The sequence below is a fragment of the Asanoa hainanensis genome (assembly GCF_900188485.1).
In the GTDB taxonomy this organism is placed as follows: domain Bacteria; phylum Actinomycetota; class Actinomycetes; order Mycobacteriales; family Micromonosporaceae; genus Asanoa; species Asanoa hainanensis.
Map to the genome: position 1 here is coordinate 125,654 of NZ_FZPH01000018.1, position 20,052 is coordinate 145,705.

Below are 20,052 nucleotides of genomic sequence, written 5' to 3' on the forward strand. Positions count from 1 at the left end.
GGTGCCAGGCGTGGGTCCGCGGCGCCCGCCCCGCACGTTCGTGTGATGGAGTCTCCGGGGCGAAGTGGGGTAGCTTGTGCCGCGTGGAACACGCGCACGTGATCGACGACGTGGCCGAGGTCCTCGCGACCGAAGACGAGATCGCCGCCCGGGTTTCCGAGTTGGCCGCGCGGATCGAGGCCGACTACGCGGGGCGTGACCTGCTCCTGGTAGGGGTGCTCAACGGGGCGGCCACCGTGACGGTGGACCTGGCCCGCGCCCTGCACCGGCACGTGGAGATCACCTGGATGGGGATCACCTCGTACGGGGCCGGCCAGGGCGGTTCCGGAGCGGTCCGGCTCCGCAAGGACATCGACGTGGACGTGGCGGGTCGCGACGTCCTGATCGTCGACACCGTGATCGACACGGGGCTCACTGCCGCCTGGTTGATGAACAACCTGCGCGCCCGCGGCCCCGCGTCACTCGAGTTCTTCGCTCTCTTCCGTAAGCCCGGTGCGCATGCGGCGAGCGTCCGATATGTCGGCTTCGAGGTGCCGGACGGCGTGGTCGTCGGGTACGGCCTCGACTACCAGGGCCGCTACCGCAACCTGCGCTGCTGCGCCCGGCTGGCCCCGCACGTCTACGAGCCGGCCTCAGCAGCTGTCGTCGGCGGTGCACAGGCGGTCGGCGGCGCGCTCGCCGAGTAACCGCACCCGCTGCGGGTCGTCCAGCTCCAGCATGACGAAGCTGACCCGGTCACCCACCCGTACGGCCGCGATCGTCGTGACGCCCGCGTAGAGCTCGGCGCCGTCGTCGCCGACGGTCCGGACCCGCTGGCGGACCAGCCGCGACTGGTCGCCCGCGAAATCCTTCGCCAGCACGGTGTACGTCGTCGTCGTGGTGCCCGGCCGCTGCTCGCTGGTGGCCTCGCCGCCCGGGGTCTCCCAGCTCGCGCAGGCCTTGGTCACGCTGTCGATGTCGGCCATGACGTCGGCGGCCAGCCCGGCCGGGTAGCGGCTGCCCTCCGTGAAGACCGGCGGGCCGCCGCCCTCGAGGTTGGCATGGCGGAACCAGAGGTACTCCTGGTGGGCCGTGATGCCCAGTTGCGGGTACGCCGGGCAGTCGCTGCTGCCGAACACCCACGTCGGGTACGCGCCCGGCGAGTAGCCGACGTCGTTGGTCAGCTCGTAGCCGGCGCCGACGTCGGGCCCCTGGAGCAGGGCGGACTTGGGGAACAACGTCGAACCGTCGACGACCGGCGTCTGGTCGGTCGGGCTTGGCGTCGCCGGGGTTGTGGCCGGCACCGGCGTGGCCGCCGAGGTAGTGGCGGGAGCTGGTCTGGCCGGCGTCGACCGCGTGCCGGTCACGAGCCAGCCAGCGCCGGCCGCGACGACCAGCAGGCTCACCGCGGCCAACACCGTCGTGCGGCGCTGGGCCCTGGTCCGGCCCCGCAGTCGGATTCGCTCGGGTTCGTCCCACGCGACGTCGGGAAGCTCGTGGTCGAGCCGGCCGGCGAGCTCTTCGAGATCAGCCACGGTTCACCTCCGCCAGGTTGTCGTCGCTCATCAGTTGCGCCAGGGCGGCCCGGCCCCGGGAGAGGCGGGCCTTCACCGTGCCGACGGCGACGTCGGTCTCCCGCGCGATGTCCGCGACCGGCATCCCGAGCACGTAGTGCAGCGCGAGGGCAGTTCGCTGGTTGGCCGGCAGTTGTCGCAACGCGTCGACGAGGGCCACGGTGTCGGGCGTCGGCCCGTCGACGGGCCGGTCCGCACCGTGTCGCGCGTACGCCCGCGCCCGACTGCGCCGCCCGCGCCACCGACTGATCGCGATGCGCGCGGCGACCACGCGTACCCACGACTCGGGATCCGGATAACGCCCGACGGTCGCCCACCGCTGCCAGGCGCGCACGAACGCCTCCTGCACGACGTCCTGTGCCTCGACGATGTCGCCGGTGAGTACGTAGACGTAGCCCAACATGCGCCGCCGACCAGCCCGATAGAACTCGTCGAAGTCCACCTCGCGCGCGCCGTCCATCCACCCCTCCGCCACACCGGATGCGGGATATACGCCTGGGCCTGGCCGAAGGTTGCGTCGTCTTGTAGCTTCTGGCGACGGCCGTCGCGAGGAGCAGCACGCATGGGTACGTTCGGAACCGGCCCGTTCTCCAGCGATGGAGCCAGGAATTTCCTGGAAGAGCTGGCAGCGCGCCCTCTCGCGCAGCGGGCGGCCGAGCTGGAGCGCCTGCTCGTACGCGTGCGGGAGCAACCGGATCTGCTCGGCCGGGAGTTCTTCCCGGACGAGGTCGTGGCCGCGGCGGCGATCGTCGCGGCGACCCTGCCGTTCGGGCAACAGTTCGCCGAAGACCTCGAAAGGCTGGTCGCGAACGACCTCGTCCCCGAACCCCGGTTGGCCGCGCCCGCGCGGGAGCTGACAAAGATCGCGCGTGCCGCGCTGCTGTTCGTGGCCGGCCCGGACGGCGCCTGGCATCGGGGGTGGACGACCGAAACGAACGCCGCCGCAGCGCGGGACACGATCGCGGAACTGTCGCAGGTGCTCGCCGCCGGAGCCGGGTTGGACGACCTCGACCGCATCTGGAACGACGCCGCCGACTACGGAGTCGATGGTGAGGTGCCCGAGGGCACCCCACCGGGCGTGGAGCATCTCGCGTCGCTGCTACGGGTCTACAACTGCGCGATGTCAGGCGGGCTGGATTTCGCCCTGGAGGTCAACGAGCCGTTCCGAGTCGTGCGCGCGATCGAGGCGATGCGGTATTTCGGCCTTCCGGAGGCCGCGGACTTCCTAGCGGACGTGCTGACCCGCAGCGAGAAGGGCGAAGACCCGATTCGCTGCCGCCCGACGGCGACTTCTATGCCCTCGTGGACGACGGTACGGACCCGATAGGCAGGGCCTTCAGAGCAAAAGCAGCCAAGACCCCAACCGACTTCGGCCGCGCGTAGCGCGCCGAACCAAGATCGACCTGTCAATCACGCCGTCGACCCGCCGCTCGCGGACGACGATGCCCTTGTGCCGGCCCTCGGCGTAGGCCCCAAGTGGAGTCCCGCCGAACAGGCCCGAACCCTCCTCGAGGTGCCACTCGCAGGCGCGCGGTGGTCTTGGTTGTTGGGGTGGTCGCGGGCCGTGTCGTTGTGCGGGCCTTGGCGCCGCCGGCCCGCTGCGCGGGCGATGCCATGGGCGATTGGTTGTTGGCGTGGTCCCGGGCCGCGTTGTGTTCCGGCGATCAGGCCCCGGCCGCCCCGGCCGCGCCGTTCGCGGGCGGTGCGGTGGTGTTCGGTCGTCGGCGTGTCGCGGGCCGCGTGTTGCGGCCATCAGGCGCGGCCGCCCTGGTGTTCGTCAGCCGCGTAGGCGTAGGCCGCGTGGTGTTGCTCGGAAGCCTGCTGAGGTCAGGGCGTCGCGCAGGGGTGATGCGTAGACGCCTTCGCCGTCCGCGCGTTCGACGGACAGGGCGCCCAGGGCTCCTGTGTGGACCGCGTCGGCCAGGGCCTTCGCGGCCGCGGTCAGGGCGTCCATGTCGTCGGTGAAGGAGAGCAGGGTGCGGCCGCCGCGTTCGACGTAGAGGGTTAGGTCGCCGCCGACCAGTACGACCAGGGCGCCGGCCTTGCGGCCTGCTCGGTGGCCGGCGGCCTGGCCGCCGGGTTGGCCCTCGCCCGAGTCGACCGCGCGGTCCGGCCACGGCAGGGCCGCGCCATAAGGGTTGGCCGGGTCCGTTGCCGCCAGGACCAGGGCGAGGCCGCTGCCGCGGGCCCGGCCGCGGCCCGGTGGCTCTTCGACCGCCTCGACCCGGTCGTTGCGGTCGGCGATGGCGCGTAGTCGGTCGACGGCGCCCGGGACCGCGAACTGGGCCGCGCCCAGGCCCTCGACGAAGTAGCCGCGGCGGGCCGCGCCGCGTTCCTCCAGCGCGGCCAGCACCGGGTAGACCGCCGCGAAGCCGCCCGTCACTCCCTCGGCGGCGGCTACGCCCCGGGTGACCACGCCGTGGCGTTCGAGGAGGACGTCGGCCAGCGCCGCCGCACGGCGGGTCGGGTCGGCGTCGCGCTCCGGGAGCCGGGACCAGCGGCCGGCGACCGTGGGTGGGCCGGTGCGGCTCGGCATGACCGCCCGGCCGCCGGGGCGGCGGTAGCGGGTGCGGGGCGTGCTCGGCCGCGAGCGGTGTGCGCCGCCGGCGCCGAGCACCGCGCGTAGCGGAGCCAGCGTGTCGTTGGTCAGGTGGCCGGCCCAGACCAGGTCCCACACCGCACCCACGAGCTCGGCGTCGTCGGTGGCGCCGACCCGGTCGGAGAGCGTGCGGAAGAACAGCGCCTGGCCGTCGGACAGGGCCGACAGGACGGCCTCGTGCAGCGGGGTCAGCGCCAACGCGTCGTCGGGGACCGGCAGCAGGAGGGGCGCCGAGTCGGCGTAGGCCAGGGTGACCCAGCCGTCGCCGCCGGAGATGGCGCCGCCGCCGGCCCAGACCACCTCGCCGCTCGCGCACAGCTCGTCGAGGTAGCCCGGCTGGTAGTCGGCCACCCGCGCCGGCAGCACCAGGCGCTCGAGCGCGGACCCGGGCACCGCCAGGCCCTGTAGCTGCTCGACCGCGGCCTCGACCGCCTCGACGCCGCGGGCCGAGGAGCCGACCTGCTGCCAGCGGGGCAGGAAGGTGGCCAGCACCCGGGGTGGCACCGGCTCGATCTCGCGGCGCAGTGCGGCCAGCGACCGGCGGCGCAGCATCCGCAGGACCTCGGCGTCGCACCACTCGCTGCCGGCGCCGCCGGGGGAGAACTCGCCCGAGACCACCCGGCCGGTCGCCGCGAGCCGGCGCAGGGACTGCTCGACCACGTAGACGCCGAGCCCGAACCGCGCGGCGGCGGTGATGGCCGCGAACGGCGCGTGCGTGCGGGCGTAGCGGGCCACCAGGTCACCGAGCGGGTCGGCGACCGGCTCCAGGTGGGCGGTCGGGATGCCCACGGGCAGCGCCACGCCCAGTGCGTCGCGGTAACGACCCGCGTCGTCGATGCCGATGAACCGGTCTTCGCCGGCGATCCGCACGAGCAGGGCCCGCCGGGCCGCGACCAGCTCCGACGCCCACTCCACCGCCGCACCCCGGGTGATCAACTCGGCGGGGGACAGGTCGCCGAGCAGGCGGAGCAGCTCGGCCACGTCTTCGGCGTCGCGCGGGGACCGCTCGGGGGTCAGCCACTGCAGCTGCCGCTCGGTCTCGGTGACCACCGCGGGCTCCAGCAGCTCGCGCAGGTCGACCCGGCCGAGCAGCTCGCCGAGCAACGCCGAGTCGAGGGCCAGCGCGGCCGCCCGGCGCTCGGCCAACGGGGAGTCGCCCTCGTAGAGGAAGGCGCCGACGTAGCCGAACAGCAGCGACCGCGCGAACGGCGACGGCCGCTGGGTCTCGACCTCGACCAGGCGCACCTTGCGGGCGGCCAGGTCGCGCATCAGGCCGCTGAGCCCGGGCACGTCGAACACGTCCTGCAGGCACTCGCGGGCGGCCTCGAGCGTGATCGGGAAGTCGCCGTATTCGCGGGCCACGTCGAGCAGCTGCGCCGAGCGCTGCCGTTGCTGCCAGAGCGGCTGGCGGCGGCGCGGGTCGCGGCGCGGGAGCAGCAACGCCCGGGCCGCGCACTCCCGGAACCTGGCCGCGAACAAGGCCGACCCGCCGACCGCCTCTTCGACGATCTGGGTGATCTCGTCGGGGTCGAACGCCACGATGTCGGCGCCCGGCGGCTCGTCGGCCGTGTCGGGCAGCCGCACGACGATGCCGTCGTCGGAGGGCATCACCTGGGCGTCGACCCCGTAGCGCTCGGCCAGCCGCTGACCGACCGCCAGTGCCCACGGGCCGTTGACCCGGGCACCCAGGACACAGTGGACGGCCATCCGCCAGTCGCCGAGCTCGTCACGGAACCGCTCGACCACGACGGTGCGGTCGTCGGGCAGCGAGCGCGTCGCCTCCCGCTGCTCGGTCAGGTAGGCCATCAGGTTGCCGGCCGCCCAGTCGTCGAGCCCGCCCTCCTTCAGGGCGCCGACCGCGGCGTCCGAATCCTGCTTGACCAACGTGCGCAGCCGCGCGCCGATCGCCCGGCCCAGCTCGACCGGCCGGCCGATCTGGTCGCCCTTCCAGAACGGCATGCGGGCCGCCTGCCCGGGCGCGGGCGAGACCAGCACCCGGTCGGGCGTGATGTCTTCGATGCGCCACGACGTCGAGCCGAGCAGGAAGACGTCGCCGACCCGCGACTCGTAGACCATCTCCTCGTCGAGCTCGCCGACCCGGGCGGCGCGCTCGGCGCCGGCCAGGAACACGCCGAACAACCCTCGGTCGGGGATCGTGCCGCCGCTGGTCACCGCCAACCGCTGGGCGCCCGGGCGGCCGGTGAGCTGGTCGGTGGCCCGGTCCCAGACCAACCGGGGGCGCAGCTCCGCGAACGCCGTCGAGGGATAGCGGCCCGAGAGCATGTCGAGGACCGCGTGCAGCGCGGAGTCGGGTAGCTCCGCGAACGGCGCCGCCCGGCGGACCAGCACCGACAGGTCGCCGACGGCCCACGGGTCGAGCGCCACCATCGCCACGACCTGCTGCGCCAGCACGTCGAGCGGGTTGCGCGGGTAGCGCAGCTCCTCGATCGCCCCCTCGCCCATCCGCTCGGCGACCACCGCACAGGACACCAGGTCACCGCGATGCTTAGGGAAGACGACCCCACGGGAGACGGCACCGACCTGGTGGCCGGCGCGGCCGACCCGCTGCAGCCCGGCGGCCACCGACGGCGGCGCCTCGATCTGGATCACCAGGTCGACCGCGCCCATGTCGATGCCCAGCTCCAGGCTGGACGTCGCGACCACGGCCGGTAGCGCGCCGGACTTGAGCGCCTCTTCGGTGTTCTTCCGCTCCTCGCGGGAGACGCTGCCGTGGTGGGCCCGGGCGATCACCGGTGGGGCGCCGCTGGCCGCGCCGGCCTGCGCCATGATCTCGGCCGGCAGCCGCGCGGAGCCGCCCGCCGCGATCTCCTCGACGGCTTCGACGGCGAGCTCGTTGAGCCGGGCGCAGAGCCGCTCGGCGCTGCGTCTGGAGTTGGTGAACACGATCGTCGACCGGTGCCGGGTGATCAGGTCATAGACGCGTTCCTCGACCGCCGGCCAGATCGACGCGCGCCGGGCCGTGCCCGGCTCGTCGCCCGGCTCCTCGACCTCGTCGAGCCGGGTCATGTCTTCGACCGGGACCTGGACGCTGACCTCGATCGTCTTGGTCGTGTCCGGCCGCACCACGTCGACCGGATGCGCGCCGCCGAGGAACTGCGCCACCTCGTCGACCGGCCGCACGGTCGCCGACAGCCCGATCCGCTGGGCCGGCTTGGGCAGCAACTCGTCGAGCCGCTCCAGCGACAGCGCCAGGTGCGCGCCCCGCTTGGTCGCGGCGACCGCGTGCACCTCGTCGACGATCACCGTCTCGACACCGCGCAGCGAGTCGCGCGCGGCCGACGTGAGCAGCAGGAACAGCGACTCGGGCGTCGTGATCAGGATGTCGGGCGGCGTGCGGGCGAAGGTGCGCCGCTCGTCGGCGGGCGTATCGCCGGTGCGCATGCCGACGGTGATGTCGGGCGGCGGCAGCCCGAGCCGCCCGGCGGCCTGCCGGATGCCGGTCAGCGGGGCGCGCAGGTTGCGCTCGACGTCGACGGCGAGCGCCTTGAGCGGGCTGACGTACAGCACTCGGCACCGCTGCTTGCGCTCGGCCGGCAACGGCTCGCGGGACAGCTTGTCGAGCGACCACAGGAACGCGGCCAGCGTCTTGCCGGACCCGGTGGGGGCCACGACCAGGGCGTTGCGCCCGGCACCCACCGCCTTCCAGGCACCGGCCTGGGCGTCGGTGGGCGCGGCGAAGGCGGCGGCGAACCATTCCCTGGTCGCCGGCCCGAAGCTCCCCATCACATCCACGTCAGCAATCCTGCCCGAGGGGTGTGACAGTTTCTAACTCCACGTGATCAGAACGGGACAAAGAGCTATTAAAGGGCTATTAAGGGCCGATTTTCCCGGGTTTTCGGTGGGCGCGACCGTTGCCGCCGGAGACCGCTCGCTTCGCTTCGCTGCCACCTTCGTCGCTGGTCGCGCTTTCTTTGATCAGGGGTTGCGGAGGCGGGAGCGGAGGGCGACCTCAGCGGCGGGCCATTCCTCGGCGAGCATCGCGAACTGGACTGTGTCTCGCCAGGAGCCGTCCGGGCGGATGCGGTGGTGGCGGAGCAGGGCCTCGCGGGTCGCGCCTAGGCGGGCGATGGCCGCTTGCGAGCGTTCGTTGCGGATGTCGGTGTGCCAGACCACGCGCTCGGCGCCGAGCGTCTCGAACGCCCGCGTCAGGAGCAGCAGTTTCGCCTCCGTGTTGATGCCCGTGCGCCAGGCCGCTCGGCCGAGGAAGGTGTGGCCGATGGCCAGCGAGCGCACGCCCGGCGCCACCTCGTAGTAGGAGGTTGTGCCGACCACCTCGCCCGTTGCGGCTGAGCGTTGCACCCACGGCACGCGCTCGCCGCGGTGCCAGGAGGCCAGCGCTTCGGTGACATAGGCGGCCAACTCGTCGCGGTCCTGTGGCGTCGGTGACGTCAGGTGTCGCCATACCTCGGGGTCCGCGGTCGCCTTGAAGAGGTCGTCCACGTGGGACAGGTCGAGTGGTTCGAGGATTACGTGCGAGCCGACCAAGCGCTCGGGGGAGAGCCACGGCGAGACCGTTGGGCGCAGGTACGAAGGCAGTGGGACCGCGACGCCCGCGTCCGGCTCGGGGACGCCGGCGGTGAGCCGCAGGGGCAGCACGCCGGCCCAGTGCGGGAGGTCCAGGTCGTACTCCTCCTCGCGTACGCCACCGGTGCGTGCCCGGGCCGAGACCTCGCGCAGCGGCAACGCCAGCACCGCCGTCTCGGCCAGCTCGCGTTTCGACGGCGGCCGCGCGTCCGCGGACCGCCCGGCGCCCAGCTTCTCGACCAGCGCCGTCATCGCGGCCCGCTTCGCCGTCTCGTCGGTGACCAGGGTGGCGACCCCGTGCGCGACCACCGACCGGTAGTTGGCGCTGTGGTGGAACTGCGAACGCGCGTAGACCAGCCCGTCGAGCAGCGTGACGGTGACGCAGACCGGCAGGCCGTCGCCGCGCGCACCGAGCAGCGGCCGGCCGCCGGTCGAACCGTGCAGGTAGAGCGTGTCGCCGACTCGCACGTGCAGGGTCGGCAGGACACGCGGCTCGCCGTCGACGACGAACGCCAGCGCGCAGTGGTAAGCCTCGTCCAGCACCGTATGCACGGCCTGCGCATCGTAGGCCATCCGGTCGCGGGCGCGCGTGGCCGTGGTCCGTTCCGTCGGCGCGTACATGCTTGCCTCCACGGTTTTGTTCTAGTACATTCCTCAAACTGTGACAGCACATTATCAGATCGTCGGTTCCACGGCAGCCGAGATCTCGGCGAGCATCGAGGAGGGCGTGCGCACCGGCGCGCTCGCACCCGGCACGCCGCTGCCGCCGGTCCGGGGCCTGGCCGACGGGCTCGGGGTCAGTGCCGGGACGGCCGCGAAGGCCTACCAGACGCTGCGGTCCCGAGGGGTGATCGAGACCGCGGGCCGCAACGGCACCCGCGTGCGACCCCGCCCGCCGGTCAGCGGCGGCCGCGCGACGCTGGTCGTGCCGCCCCCGGCCGGCACCCTCGACCTGCTCTCCGGCGAGCCCGACCTGCGCCTGCTGCCACCCCTCGGCACCTACATCCGGCGGCTCGCCGACGCCGACCCGGTGGGTTACAACCACGCCGGCACCCACCCCGACCTGGCCGAGGCGGCCGCCGGCCGGCTCACCGCCGACGGGGTCGACCCGGCCCACCTCACCGTCACCAGCGGTGCCCTCGACGGCATCGACCGGCTGCTCGCCGCCAACCTGCGCCCCGGCGACAAGGTGGCGGTCGAAGACCCGGGCTGGGCCGCCGTGATCGACCTGGTCGCCGCGCAGGGCCTGGAGGTCGTCGGCGTGCCGGTCGACGACGAGGGGCCGACGCCGGCCGGGACGGACCTCGCGCTGGCGGCCGGCGCCCGGGCGTTCATCGTGACCAGCCGCGCGCACAACCCGACCGGCGCCGCCGTCACCCGGCGGCGCGCCGCCGACCTGCGCCGGGTGCTGGCCGAACACCCCGACGTGCTGCTCGTCGAGGACGACCATTCGGCGGAGCTGTCCACGGTGCCGCTGCACACGCTGGCCAAGGCGACCCGCAACTGGGCGTTCCTGCGCTCGGTGAGCAAGCCGTACGGACCCGACCTGCGGCTCGCCGTGCTGGCGGGCGACGCCGCGACGATCGCCCGGGTCGCCGGCCGGATGCGGCTCGGCTCGGGCTGGGTGTCCACCCTGCTGCAGCGGGTGGTCGCGGGCCTCTGGGCCGACCCAAGCGTGGTCGACCTCGTGGCGACCGCGCGCGACAGCTACGAGCGGCGGCGCGGCGCGCTGCGGGCCGCCCTGGACGCGCACGGCCTGGAGAGCCAGGGCCGCACCGGGATCAACGTCTGGGTCCCGGTACGCGACGAGACGTCGGTGGTCACCGCGCTGCGGGACGCCGGCTACGCGGTCGCACCGGGCTCGCTCTACCGCCTGGGCGCACCGGCCGGCATCCGGATCACGATCAGCCGGCTGGACGACGACGCGATCGAGCCACTCGCCGCCGCCGTGGCCGCGGCGGCCGGTGGTCGAGCGCCCCGGTCGTTCAGCGCGTGAGGCACCCCGGCGAGGAGGACCGGGGCGGAACGGGTAGAAAGACCGAATGGCGCCGACCGAACCACCACCCGGGGCAGAACGGTTCATCCCTGCCGGGGCACACAGCCTCGACGACCTCAAACGGGCCGCGCCGGGCTGCCGGGGTTGCGAGCTCTACGCCGACGCCACCCAGGTCGTGTTCGGCCGGGGCGACGCCAACGCCAAGATCGTCATGGTCGGCGAGCAGCCGGGCGACATCGAGGACCAGAAGGGGTTCCCGTTCGTCGGCCCGGCCGGCCACCTGTTGCGGCGCGCGGTCGACGCGGCCGGCATCGACGTGCCGGACATCTACCTGACCAACGCCGTCAAGCACTTCCGGTTCGTCCAAAGAGGATCAAGGCGGATCCACCAGACCCCGGAGCAGCCGCACATCACCGCTTGCCGACCCTGGCTCGTCTCGGAGTTCGCCCTGCTCCGCCCGCGGGTGGTCGTGGTGCTCGGCGCGACGGCCGCCAAGGCGTTGCTCGGCCCGGACTTCCGCGTCACCCGCCAGCGCGGCCAGGTGCTGCGGTGGCCGGACGCGGCGCAGCATCCCGACGACTTTCGCAGAGCACCGATCGAAGGCGGCAAGGAAGTGCCACCCGCCAAGCTGATCGCCACGATCCACCCGTCGGCGGTGCTCCGCGCCGACGACCAGGACACCGCCTTCAACGGCCTGGTCGACGACCTGAAGGTGGTCGCGGCTACGGCCCGTCGATGAGCGAGCGACCCAGCGCGTACGCCTCGAACAGGTCCGAACCCGCGTAGGACGCGCCCGCCACACTCGCGACGTGGGCGTCGGCGTTCACGGCGACCGTCGTGCGCCCGAGATGAGCGAAGAGTGGAACGTCCGAAATGGAGTCGCCATAGGCGATGCACCGCGAAGCACCGTGTCGCGCGCACAGCTCCAGAGCGATCCGCACCTTGTCGACCGGGGTCAGAATGCCCGCGGGGTCGACCGGGGTCACGAGCGGCACCGCGGGAAACCGCGACGCCACCACCTCGTCGACGCCCTCGTCCAGCAGCAGCTCCGCGAAGAAGTCCGGCGACATGGTGACCACCGCCGACCGTTCGCCGCGCCGCCGGATGTCGGCGCAAACCTCGCGGATGCCCGTCAGCCAGGGACTGCCGGCGTAGACGGCCGCGACGATGTCGAGCGTCAGCCCCTGCCAGAGCTGGTGCACACCACGCGCGAACCCGACCGTGTCGATCGCGCCCGCCACGAACGCCGCCTCCAGCGCGGCCACCTCCGCGACCGTGCCCGTCGCGCGGCCGATCTGCAGGCTCGCCGAGCTTCCGCGCAGCAACGTGCCGTCCATGTCGAACACGTGCAGGACCGTCACGACAGCAGCTCGCGACACGCGGCCAGGAAGCGGTCCTCGGCCGCGGCGGCCGCCGGGTCCGCGTCCCGCATCGTCGGAAAGTCGTGCAGCAGCCCGGCTTCACGCCAATGCCGCACGGGTACGCCCGCCGAAGCAAGCCGGCCCACGTAAGCCTCGTCCTCGTCGCGCAACGGGTCGTGCTCGGCGGTGACGACCAGCGCCGGCGGCAGCCCGTGCAGGTCGGCGACCAGCAGGTTCGTGGCAGCGGAAGAACGCACCGCGGCGGACGGCACCCACCAGGAGATCCACTCCCGCAACTGGGCCGGATCCAGGAAGCCGTTGTCCGCCTCGGACACCACGCTCGGCGAGCTCAGCGTCAGATCGGCGTTGGGACAGACCAGCAACTGCGCGAGCAGCCCCGGAAAACGCAGCGCGGCCAGCACCGCCAGCATCCCGCCCGACGAGTCGCCGGCCACCGCGACCGACTCACCGGCCAGCGCGGTGAGCACCGCGACCGTGTCGTCGACAGCGGCCGGCCAGGGATGCTCGGGCGCGCGCCGGTAGTCGACCGCGACCACGCGCGCACCCGTGGCAGCCGCGAGCCGGCGTACCTGCGGATCGTGGGTCTCCAGGTCGCCGATGACGAACCCACCGCCGTGCAGGTAGACGATCACCGGGCGCGCGGAAGGCTGGTAGACCCGCACCGGCACGCCGCCGAGCAGGCGGTCGACAGTGGGCATCGGGGGACCGGGCGCTCGCCGCGCCGCCCGAGAACGCGCACCGTCCCGCAGCGCGGCGATCTTGTGGTCCATCGCACCCACCATAGGTCAGCCGCCGGTGAAGCTCTCCTCGACCTCGCCATCGAGCTCGGTCAGCGCGTGCTCGACCACGGCGGCCAGGGCGTCGTCGTCGAGCCCGTCGGCGGACATCTCCAGCACCGCGAGCGCGCCGCCGGCGGGGATGTCCTGGACCACCAGGTCGGCCCGCCAGGCGTCCCCCAGCCAGGCCGCGACGAGCCCGGGAGCGGTCGCCACCGGCCGGTGGTGCAGCGGCTCGGGCAACCACCCCACCCGGGCCGGATCGGTCGCCACGTTGAAGACGACCTCGGGCTCGGCCGACATGCCCCGTTCACGTCGCACGCTCACACCCAAGAGCCTAACGAGATCAGGTGGCCTCGGCGGCGACCTCGCCGCTGCGGCGTAGGTGCTGCCATTTGAGCAGGCCGCCGGTCAGCGCGGTGGCGGCCGCGTGCACGAGCACCAGGTACATCACCTGGCGGTAGACCAACTGCTGGAACGGCAGCGCCCAGAGCGGCCGCAGCGGCTCGCGGTCGAGCCGGAACGCCAGGACCGCGGTCACCACCTGGATCACCATCACCACGAGCCAGGCGATCAACGCCTCGACCCGGTCGAGGAAGAACAGCCCGTACACGGCCAGGATGTCCAGCACGGGCGCGAGCAGTGGCAGGACCACCGAGAACAGCGCGATGAACGGCAGCCCGCGCCGGCCGAACCGGCCCGACGCACCGTGCTCGACCACCGCCCGGCGGTGCCGCCACATCGCCTGCATCGTGCCGTAGCTCCACCGGTAGCGCTGCCGCCAGAGCTGGCCGAGCGTGCTGGGCGCCTCGGTGCGGGCGACCGCACTCTCCTCGTAGACCACCCGCCAACCGGCCCGGTGGATCGCCATCGTCAGGTCGGTGTCCTCGGCGAGCGTGGCCCGGCTGAGCCCACCCGCCTCGCGGACCGCCTGCCGCCGGAAGGCGCCGAGCGCGCCCGGGATGGTCGGCATGCAGTGCAGCGTGTCGTACAACCGGCGGTCGAGGTTGAAGCCGATCACGTACTCGATGTGCTGCCAGCGCCCGATGATCTTTCGGCGGTTGCCGACCTTGACGTTGCCCGCGACCGCGCCCACCGCGGGGTCGGCGAACGGCTGCACCAGCTTGTGGATCGCGTCCGGCGTGACCACCGTGTCGGCGTCGACCATCACCAGCAGGTCGTGCCGGGCCAGGGCGACGCCGGCGTTGAGCGCGGACGCCTTGCCGCCGCCGGGCACCCGGACGACCCGCACGTTGGGCAGGCCGAGCGCCTCCACCTCCTCGGCCGTGCCGTCGTCGGACTCGTCGTCGACCACCAGCACCTCGATGCCCGGATGGTTGCCGGTGGCCAGCGTGCGGACGGCGGCGGCGATGGTCCGCCGCTCGTTGTAGGCCGGGACGATCACGGTGACCGGCTCGTTGACCTCCGGCCCCCACGACCAGGTCCGGGCCCGCCGCCGGCGGGCGTGTCGCAAGGCGAAACCGAAGAGCACCAGGGTACGAGCCAGGGTCAGCACGCCGACGAGCAGCAGCAGGAACCAGAGCAGCCGGTTGGTGCCGTCGGCCACCTTGACGGCCCAGACCAGCAGCCCGCCGCGGATCTGGTCGGCCCGGCCGGCCTTGCCCGCGGCCAGGCCCGGCGCCCGGTCGCCGAACGCGCCCTCGACGGTGGTGAAGCGGTAGCCGCGCTGGCGCATCAGCGGGATGAACCGGTCGAGGGCGGCGACCGTCTGCGACCGCTCGCCACCGGCGTCGTGCAGCAGCACCACGGCACCGCGCCCGTCCTCCGGCGTGGAGCTCCGGACGATCTGGTCCACGCCGGGTCGGGCCCAGTCCCGGCTGTCGGTGTCGTCGAACACCGAGACCAGGCCCTGGTCGCCCGCGCCGCGGACCACCGACCAGTGCGTGTCGTCCAGGGAGTCGACCCCGCTCGAGTACGGCAGCCGTACGAGCGGAGTGGTCACGCCCGCGGCGTACGCGATCGCGGAGCGGGTCTGGCTGATCTCCAGCCGTTGCCGCCAGCCGCTCAGCCCGGCGAGGTCGGGATGGGTGAACGTGTGCACGCCGACCTCGTGGCCCTCGCGCACCATCCGCTCGACGAACTCCGGATGCCGGCTGGTCTGCGAGCCGAGGACGAAGAAGGTGGCCGGGACGCCGTGCTTGTGCAGCACGTCGAGCACCTGCGGCGTCCACAAGGGATCGGGACCGTCGTCGAAGGTGAGCACGATGGTGCGATCCGGCACCTGCTGGCTGGTCACGCGGCCGTCGCGAGTGTCGACCAGCGGGCCGCCCTCGCGTACCGCCGCCGGCACCGCGTCCTGACGGCCCGGCGCGCCCTCGTTGTCGGGCGCGAACCGCGAGTTGGCGTACGCGCCGATCGCGAGCAGGTTGGCCAGCACCAGCGTGCCGACGCCGGCGATGATCCAGCGACGGCCGGAGAACCGGGACGTCCGGGGTTCGGGCATGGCGATGTGCTGGGTGTCGCCGATCTTCTGGCCCTCGCGCCAGGTACCCATCAGCCGACCACAGCCACCTGGCTGAGCCAGAGCAGAGCCAGCAGGAGCACGACGAGCAGCAGCAGCGCGTACGCCGTCCAGCGCAGCCGGCGGCCGCGGCGCCCGCTGCGGTCGACGAAGATCGCCTGGGTGGCGTCGGGCATGCGGATCCGCCGCGTGGCGACGTCGGGCTTGTCGGCCCGGCCGCGCACGGCGCTGCTCGTAGTCGGTCGTGGAGCGTCGTGACGGATCGCGTCATCGGTGCGCGCGCGACCCACGAATCGATCGGGCATGGCACAAAGCGTAGGTATTTCGCCCAGTTCTCACATGATCAACAGGGCGAATGTCCATCCTGCCCTAAATTAGGTCGCTAGGGCTTCCGCTACCGCCCGATCGAGTCCCAGCGCGGCGCCCTGCCGGCGGGCCTTGTCGTAGGTGACCCCGCCGAGGCTGCGGCGCAGCATCACCTCGTCCGGTCCGTCGTCGGGCCACGGCAGCACGTACGCCGCGAGCCAGGTGGCACCCGACGGCGTCTGCAGGGTCCCGGCGGCGGAGATCAGCCGGACCGCCCGCTCGGGGTCGCCCTGACGCGCGTCGAGATCGCCGAGAGCGGCGATGAACAGCGGCGGGCTGTTCGTGTCGCCCTTGCCGTACGCCGCCGACAGCCCGTCGGCCAGGTAGTCGTGCGCCTCGGCGAAGTCGCCGCGCGCCATCGAGTTGAGCGCGAGGCTGTAGAGCGCGACCGACGTGCCCAGCGAGTCGTCGGCGAGCTGCGCGGCCACCAGCGCGGAGTGGAACTCGTCGGCGGCCGTGTCGTGGTCGTCCTCCAGCAGCGCGATCGCGCCCAACCGGCTGTGGTAGATGCTGGCCTGCCAGTCGTCGCCGGTCTGCGCGCTGAGCCGGCTCGCCTCCTCGATCAGCGGGCGTGCCCGGTCGAAGTCGCGTTGCACGATGGCGAGGTGGCCGAGCGGCCCGGCGGCCCGGGCGATGCCCTCCATGTCGCCGACCTCGCGCAGGATCAGCAGCGCCCGTTCCAGCCGGGGCCCGCCGCGCGCCAGGTCGCCGCTGGCCAGCGACATCGTCCCGGCCGAGAGCAGCGCGCGGCCGTACCCGCGTCGGGTCAGGTACTCGCTCATCTCGAAGATCCGGGTCAGGTAGCGCAGCGCCTCGTCGACGTGGCCGTGCAGCCACCAGAACACCCAGATCGCCTCGGCGAGCCGCAGCGCGGACTCCGGGTCGTGGTGGTCCAGGAACCAGCCGATCGCCGCGATCAGGTTGTCGTGCTCGGACTCCAGCCTGTCCAGCAACCCGGCCTCGGCGAGCCGGCTGAGGCACGGCTCGACGCTGACCGCGAGGTTCAGGTAGTGCGCCGCGTGGGCGTCGTTCGCCGGGTCCCAGTCGGGGCCGTCACGGAGCTGGTCGAGCGCGTACTCCCGGATGCTGTCCAACATCCGGAACCGCGTCTCGCTGGCCGGCTTGCTCTCCTGCCGGATCAGGCTGCTCTGCACGAGCCCGTCGAGGGCGTCGAGCACGTCGCTGTCGTCGTCGGCCGGGTCCGCTCCCAGCGCGCCGACCGTGTCCGCGGCCTCCAGGGTGAAACCGCCCATGAAGACGGCCAGCCGGCGGAACACCGCCTGTTCGCCGGGGCTGAGCAGGTCGTAGCTCCAGCCGACGGTGTCCCGCAGCGTGCGCTGCCGGTCCGGCAGGTCGCGCGCGCCGCCAGTGAGCAGCTCCAAGGGCCGGCCCATCCGCTGCAGGATGGCCGCCGGCGGCAGGACGCGGATCTTCGCCGCCGCGAGCTCTATCGCCAGGGGCAGGCCCTCCAGCCCCCGGCAGATCTCCACCACGGCGGGCAGGTTCTCCTCGGTGAGCGTGAACGCGCCGGACGCCGCCCGGGCCCGGTCGACGAACAGCCGCACCGAGCCGTAGTGGCGTACGGCGTCGAGGGTGATGTCCCGGTCCGGAATCGCCAGCGGCTCGAGCGCGAACGCGTGCTCGCCGCTGATCCGCACCGGCGACCGGCTGGTCACGAGCGCGGTCACGCCCGCGGCGCCGGCCAGGACGTCGGCGAGCACCGGTGCCGCCTCGGCGACGTGCTCGAAGTTGTCGACCACCAACAGCAGTTGCCGGGTACGCAGGAACGCGACGATGTCGGCCAGCGGACGCCAGGTGCTCGACGTGCGCAGCCCGAGCGCGCGGGCGATCGCGTCGACGACGAGCTCGGGGGAGTTGACCGTGGACAGCTCCACGTAGCCGATGCCGTCGGGGAACAGCGGGCGGAGCCGCTCCGCGAGGTCGGTGGCGAGCCGGGTCTTGCCGACCCCGCCGGGCCCGGTCAGGGTGACCAGCCGGACGTCCTCGTCGGTGAGCAGCTCGGTCAGGGCCGCGATCTCCAGGTCGCGGTCGAACATCTGGGTACGCGCGACCGGGATGACGGCCGGCGGCGCCGTCTCGGGTGCCGCGCCGCTCTCCTGGAACCGCTCGGTCAGTAGCACCGCGATGTCGTGCTCGACGAGCCGGCGCAGCTCACGAGCGTCGCTGAAGCGGCGGAACGAGACGTCGGCGCTCGACTCGATGTCCTCGATGAGCGCTTCGAGCCGGGGGTCGCGCCGGGGCGCGGGAGTCTTGACGTAGATCAACCGGGGCATGTCGGCGGCCAGCCGGTACTCGTCCTCGATGCCGGAGATCGCGGAACCGGGCGCGGTCCAGCCGTAGTCCTCGGCGTACACGCCGACGAAGACGTGGCTCTGGGCGATGTAGGACCGGTAGACGTCCCGGGGCGGGTGCGGCCTGGCCCCCTGCTCGAACATCACCGGTGCCAGGTGCAGGCGCTCGATGGCCTCGCTGACGGCCCTCCGTTCGGTCGCGAGCTCGTCCAGCGTCGAGCTGACGAACACGCGCAGCCGCTGATCCGGCGTGTGGATCAGCGACGCGGACGGGCTGGCGGTCGACAACGTTTTTCACCACCTGTTTGGGGCAATTGACATGAAATAGCCTAGCGCCGGGTCGGTCGGATGCGGAGGCCCGCGGTCACTGGTCGTCGGCCACCCACCCCCTGGCCCGGGCCGGACCAGGGAGTCTCCCGGGCGTCACAGGGACAACGGACAGCCTGCTGTGCGTATTCACGCCCGTGCAGTGGCGCGGCTCACCTCTTGGCCTCTCGGATGGCCCGGTGTGAGGTGCGCTACAAGCCGCGGCTTTCGGTCGTAAGGCCGAGTTGTCCACTTAGGCCCTTACGGTGCGGGTGGGCCGGCAGTTAGCCTGCCGGTCATGGATGTCGTCGCCGTGCAGCGCCACACCGTCCGGCTGCTGTTCGGCACGCAGATCCTCGCCGGCATCGGCACCACGATCGGCATCGCCGTCGGCGCCCTGCTCGCTGCCCGCATCGGCGGCACCGCCATCTCCGGCCTGGCCTCCAGCATGGTCGTCGTGGGCTCAGCGGCGCTGGCCATCCCGATCAGCAAGATCATGACAGGGTACGGGCGGCGGACCGGCCTCGTGGCCGCGTACACGGTGGGGCTCGTCGGCTCGGTCCTGGTGGTGGCCGCGACCGTCGCGGACAACCTGGCGCTGTTGTTGCTGGGTTTCGCCGCCTTCGGCGGCGGCTCGGCCGCCAACCTGCAGGCCCGCTACGCCGCGATCGACCTGGCCACACCGGACCGCCGGGCCCGCCAACTCGCGGTGATCGTGTGGGCGACCACCCTCGGGGCGGTCGCCGCACCCAACCTGACGTCGCTGGCCGACAGCGGCGGCCGGAGCTTCGGCCTGCCCGCGCTGGCGGGCCCGTTCGTGACCAGCGCCCTGGCGTTCGCGGTCGCGGCTGTTGTGCTGTTCGCGTTCCTCCGGCCCGACCCGCTGCTGACGGCCCGCGCGCTGGCGCCGGCCTCGGGCGACCCGCGCCCGGCGACGTCGCGCGACGGCTTCCGCGCCGTCTTCGCCAGCCCGACGGCGCGCCTGGGCGTCGCCGCCGTTGCGGTCGGCCACCTGGTCATGGTCGGTGTGATGTCGATGACCCCGGTGCACATCGACCAGGAGCCGGGCCACGCCGACGCCGACGTGCTCCGCATCGTCGGCCTGGTGCTGAGCGTGCACATCGTCGGCATGTACGCCTTCGCGCCGCTAGTCGGTTGGCTGGCCGACCGTCTGGGCCGGCGCGCGCTGATCCTGGTCGGCGCCGCGGTGCTGGTGTTGGCGTGCGCGGTCGCGGGCACCTCGGGCCATTCGACGACCTGGCTGACCGTCGGCCTGTTCCTCCTGGGCCTGGGCTGGTCAGCGACGATGGTGGCCGGCTCGACGCTGCTGTCGGAATCGGTCGCCCTGGAGGTCCGGGCCGCGGCGCAGGGTTTGTCGGACACCCTGATGGGCGCGGCGGGTGCGGCGGCGGGGGCGCTGAGTGGGGTGGTGGTGGGTGTGGCCGGTTATCCGGTCCTGACCCTGCTCGCGGCCACGGCGGTGGTTCCGCTGGTCGCGCTGGCGCTGCGGCCACTGCCCGCCGGTTCGGCACCTTTTTCTTCCGGGCCGGCAGAGGAGCCCTCACCGGACACGGACCTGGTCGGCCCGGAACTCGCGGGCCGGGACGTGGCGGGCCCCGGCTGAGCCTTGCGGGCTGGGATGAAACAGCGCCGGGACCGCGCGGGCCGCGACGTGGCAGGCCCCGCCTGAGCCTTGCCAGTGGGGTCCATTGCTGCGACCGCGCGGGCCGCGATT

General features: G+C 73.1%; 15 protein-coding genes. 5 read left to right on the forward strand and 10 right to left on the reverse strand.

The features are described from left to right. Positions 1-83: 83 nt before the first annotated feature. Entirely contained in the window at positions 84-686 is a 603-nt protein-coding gene (locus CHC05_RS33545; protein WP_089254651.1) for a phosphoribosyltransferase, read from the forward strand. Here CHC05_RS33545 and CHC05_RS33550 read toward each other — a convergent pair. Both CHC05_RS33550 and CHC05_RS33555 read right to left on the reverse strand, forming a co-directional pair. Next, positions 633-1,514 carry a hypothetical protein gene (locus tag CHC05_RS33550; protein WP_089254652.1) on the reverse strand — a complete coding sequence of 294 codons (882 nt, stop codon included), beginning with the start codon at positions 1,512-1,514 and terminating at the stop codon, positions 633-635. The two genes, CHC05_RS33545 and CHC05_RS33550, sit on opposite strands and share 54 nt — an antisense overlap. Beyond that, a complete protein-coding gene (locus tag CHC05_RS33555; RefSeq protein ID WP_089254653.1) occupies positions 1,507-2,013 on the reverse strand; it encodes a SigE family RNA polymerase sigma factor in 507 nt (168 codons plus the stop codon). The genes CHC05_RS33550 and CHC05_RS33555 overlap by 8 nt, the downstream gene beginning before the upstream one ends. Before the next feature lie 102 nt (positions 2,014-2,115). Here CHC05_RS33555 and CHC05_RS33560 point away from each other — a divergent pair, with 102 nt between their 5' ends. Continuing rightward, on the forward strand, positions 2,116-2,880 hold the full coding sequence (locus CHC05_RS33560; protein WP_089254654.1) for a DUF4259 domain-containing protein: 765 nt from the start codon (positions 2,116-2,118) through the stop codon (positions 2,878-2,880). 450 nt (positions 2,881-3,330) lie between these two features. Here the strand turns inward: CHC05_RS33560 and CHC05_RS33565 are convergent, their stop codons facing one another. Further along, positions 3,331-7,896, reverse strand: coding sequence for an ATP-dependent helicase (locus tag CHC05_RS33565; protein WP_089254655.1), 4,566 nt, complete (start codon positions 7,894-7,896; stop codon positions 3,331-3,333). Between the two features lie 192 nt (positions 7,897-8,088). Beyond that, positions 8,089-9,318: a bifunctional pyridoxamine 5'-phosphate oxidase family protein/GNAT family N-acetyltransferase gene (locus CHC05_RS33570; RefSeq protein WP_089254656.1), complete on the reverse strand. Its 1,230-nt coding sequence runs from the start codon at positions 9,316-9,318 to the stop codon at positions 8,089-8,091. Between the two features lie 40 nt (positions 9,319-9,358). Here CHC05_RS33570 and CHC05_RS33575 point away from each other — a divergent pair, with 40 nt between their 5' ends. Next, a complete protein-coding gene (locus CHC05_RS33575; protein WP_089254657.1) occupies positions 9,359-10,693 on the forward strand; it encodes an aminotransferase class I/II-fold pyridoxal phosphate-dependent enzyme in 1,335 nt (444 codons plus the stop codon). A gap of 46 nt (positions 10,694-10,739) precedes the next feature. After that, the gene (locus CHC05_RS33580; RefSeq protein ID WP_089254658.1) at positions 10,740-11,432 is read left to right on the forward strand and encodes a UdgX family uracil-DNA binding protein; all 693 of its coding nucleotides are present in this window, start codon (positions 10,740-10,742) and stop codon (positions 11,430-11,432) included. Here CHC05_RS33580 and CHC05_RS33585 read toward each other — a convergent pair. From CHC05_RS33585 to CHC05_RS43185, 6 genes are all read right to left on the reverse strand, one after another. After that, complete coding sequence (locus CHC05_RS33585) at positions 11,416-12,054, reverse strand: HAD family hydrolase (protein WP_089254659.1); 639 nt, start codon at positions 12,052-12,054, stop codon at positions 11,416-11,418. The genes CHC05_RS33580 and CHC05_RS33585 overlap by 17 nt on opposite strands. Beyond that, complete coding sequence (locus CHC05_RS33590; protein WP_245871351.1) at positions 12,051-12,845, reverse strand: alpha/beta hydrolase; 795 nt, start codon at positions 12,843-12,845, stop codon at positions 12,051-12,053. The genes CHC05_RS33585 and CHC05_RS33590 overlap by 4 nt, the downstream gene beginning before the upstream one ends. A 15-nt stretch (positions 12,846-12,860) precedes the next feature. Further along, positions 12,861-13,178, reverse strand: a complete 318-nt coding sequence (locus CHC05_RS33595; RefSeq protein ID WP_245871352.1) for a hypothetical protein — start codon at positions 13,176-13,178, stop codon at positions 12,861-12,863. 19 nt (positions 13,179-13,197) lie between these two features. After that, entirely contained in the window at positions 13,198-15,366 is a 2,169-nt protein-coding gene (locus tag CHC05_RS33600) for a bifunctional polysaccharide deacetylase/glycosyltransferase family 2 protein (RefSeq protein WP_245871353.1), read from the reverse strand. Then, positions 15,366-15,638 carry a hypothetical protein gene (locus tag CHC05_RS33605; RefSeq protein WP_144022891.1) on the reverse strand — a complete coding sequence of 91 codons (273 nt, stop codon included), beginning with the start codon at positions 15,636-15,638 and terminating at the stop codon, positions 15,366-15,368. The genes CHC05_RS33600 and CHC05_RS33605 overlap by 1 nt, the downstream gene beginning before the upstream one ends. A gap of 69 nt (positions 15,639-15,707) precedes the next feature. Next, on the reverse strand, positions 15,708-18,299 hold the full coding sequence (locus CHC05_RS43185; RefSeq protein ID WP_089254663.1) for an ATP-binding protein: 2,592 nt from the start codon (positions 18,297-18,299) through the stop codon (positions 15,708-15,710). A 316-nt stretch (positions 18,300-18,615) separates the two neighbouring features. On the opposite strand from CHC05_RS43185, the gene CHC05_RS33615 reads away from it, so the two are divergent. After that, positions 18,616-19,941, forward strand: a complete 1,326-nt coding sequence (locus tag CHC05_RS33615; RefSeq protein ID WP_089254664.1) for an MFS transporter — start codon at positions 18,616-18,618, stop codon at positions 19,939-19,941. The last annotated feature ends 111 nt before the right edge of the window (positions 19,942-20,052 follow it).

What these genes read in the sequence shown, in the direction of transcription:
- CHC05_RS33555 (WP_089254653.1), bottom strand. Translation starts at nt 2,013, where the DNA reads ATGGACGGCGCGCGCGAGGTGGACTTCGACGAGTTCTATCGGGCTGGT.
- CHC05_RS33560 (WP_089254654.1), top strand. Translation starts at nt 2,116, where the DNA reads ATGGGTACGTTCGGAACCGGCCCGTTCTCCAGCGATGGAGCCAGGAAT.
- CHC05_RS33565 (WP_089254655.1), bottom strand. Translation starts at nt 7,896, where the DNA reads ATGGGGAGCTTCGGGCCGGCGACCAGGGAATGGTTCGCCGCCGCCTTC.
- CHC05_RS33570 (WP_089254656.1), bottom strand. Translation starts at nt 9,318, where the DNA reads ATGTACGCGCCGACGGAACGGACCACGGCCACGCGCGCCCGCGACCGG.
- CHC05_RS33580 (WP_089254658.1), top strand. Translation starts at nt 10,740, where the DNA reads ATGGCGCCGACCGAACCACCACCCGGGGCAGAACGGTTCATCCCTGCC.
- CHC05_RS33590 (WP_245871351.1), bottom strand. Translation starts at nt 12,845, where the DNA reads ATGGACCACAAGATCGCCGCGCTGCGGGACGGTGCGCGTTCTCGGGCG.
- CHC05_RS33600 (WP_245871353.1), bottom strand. Translation starts at nt 15,366, where the DNA reads ATGGGTACCTGGCGCGAGGGCCAGAAGATCGGCGACACCCAGCACATC.
- CHC05_RS33605 (WP_144022891.1), bottom strand. Translation starts at nt 15,638, where the DNA reads ATGCCCGATCGATTCGTGGGTCGCGCGCGCACCGATGACGCGATCCGT.
- CHC05_RS33615 (WP_089254664.1), top strand. Translation starts at nt 18,616, where the DNA reads ATGGATGTCGTCGCCGTGCAGCGCCACACCGTCCGGCTGCTGTTCGGC.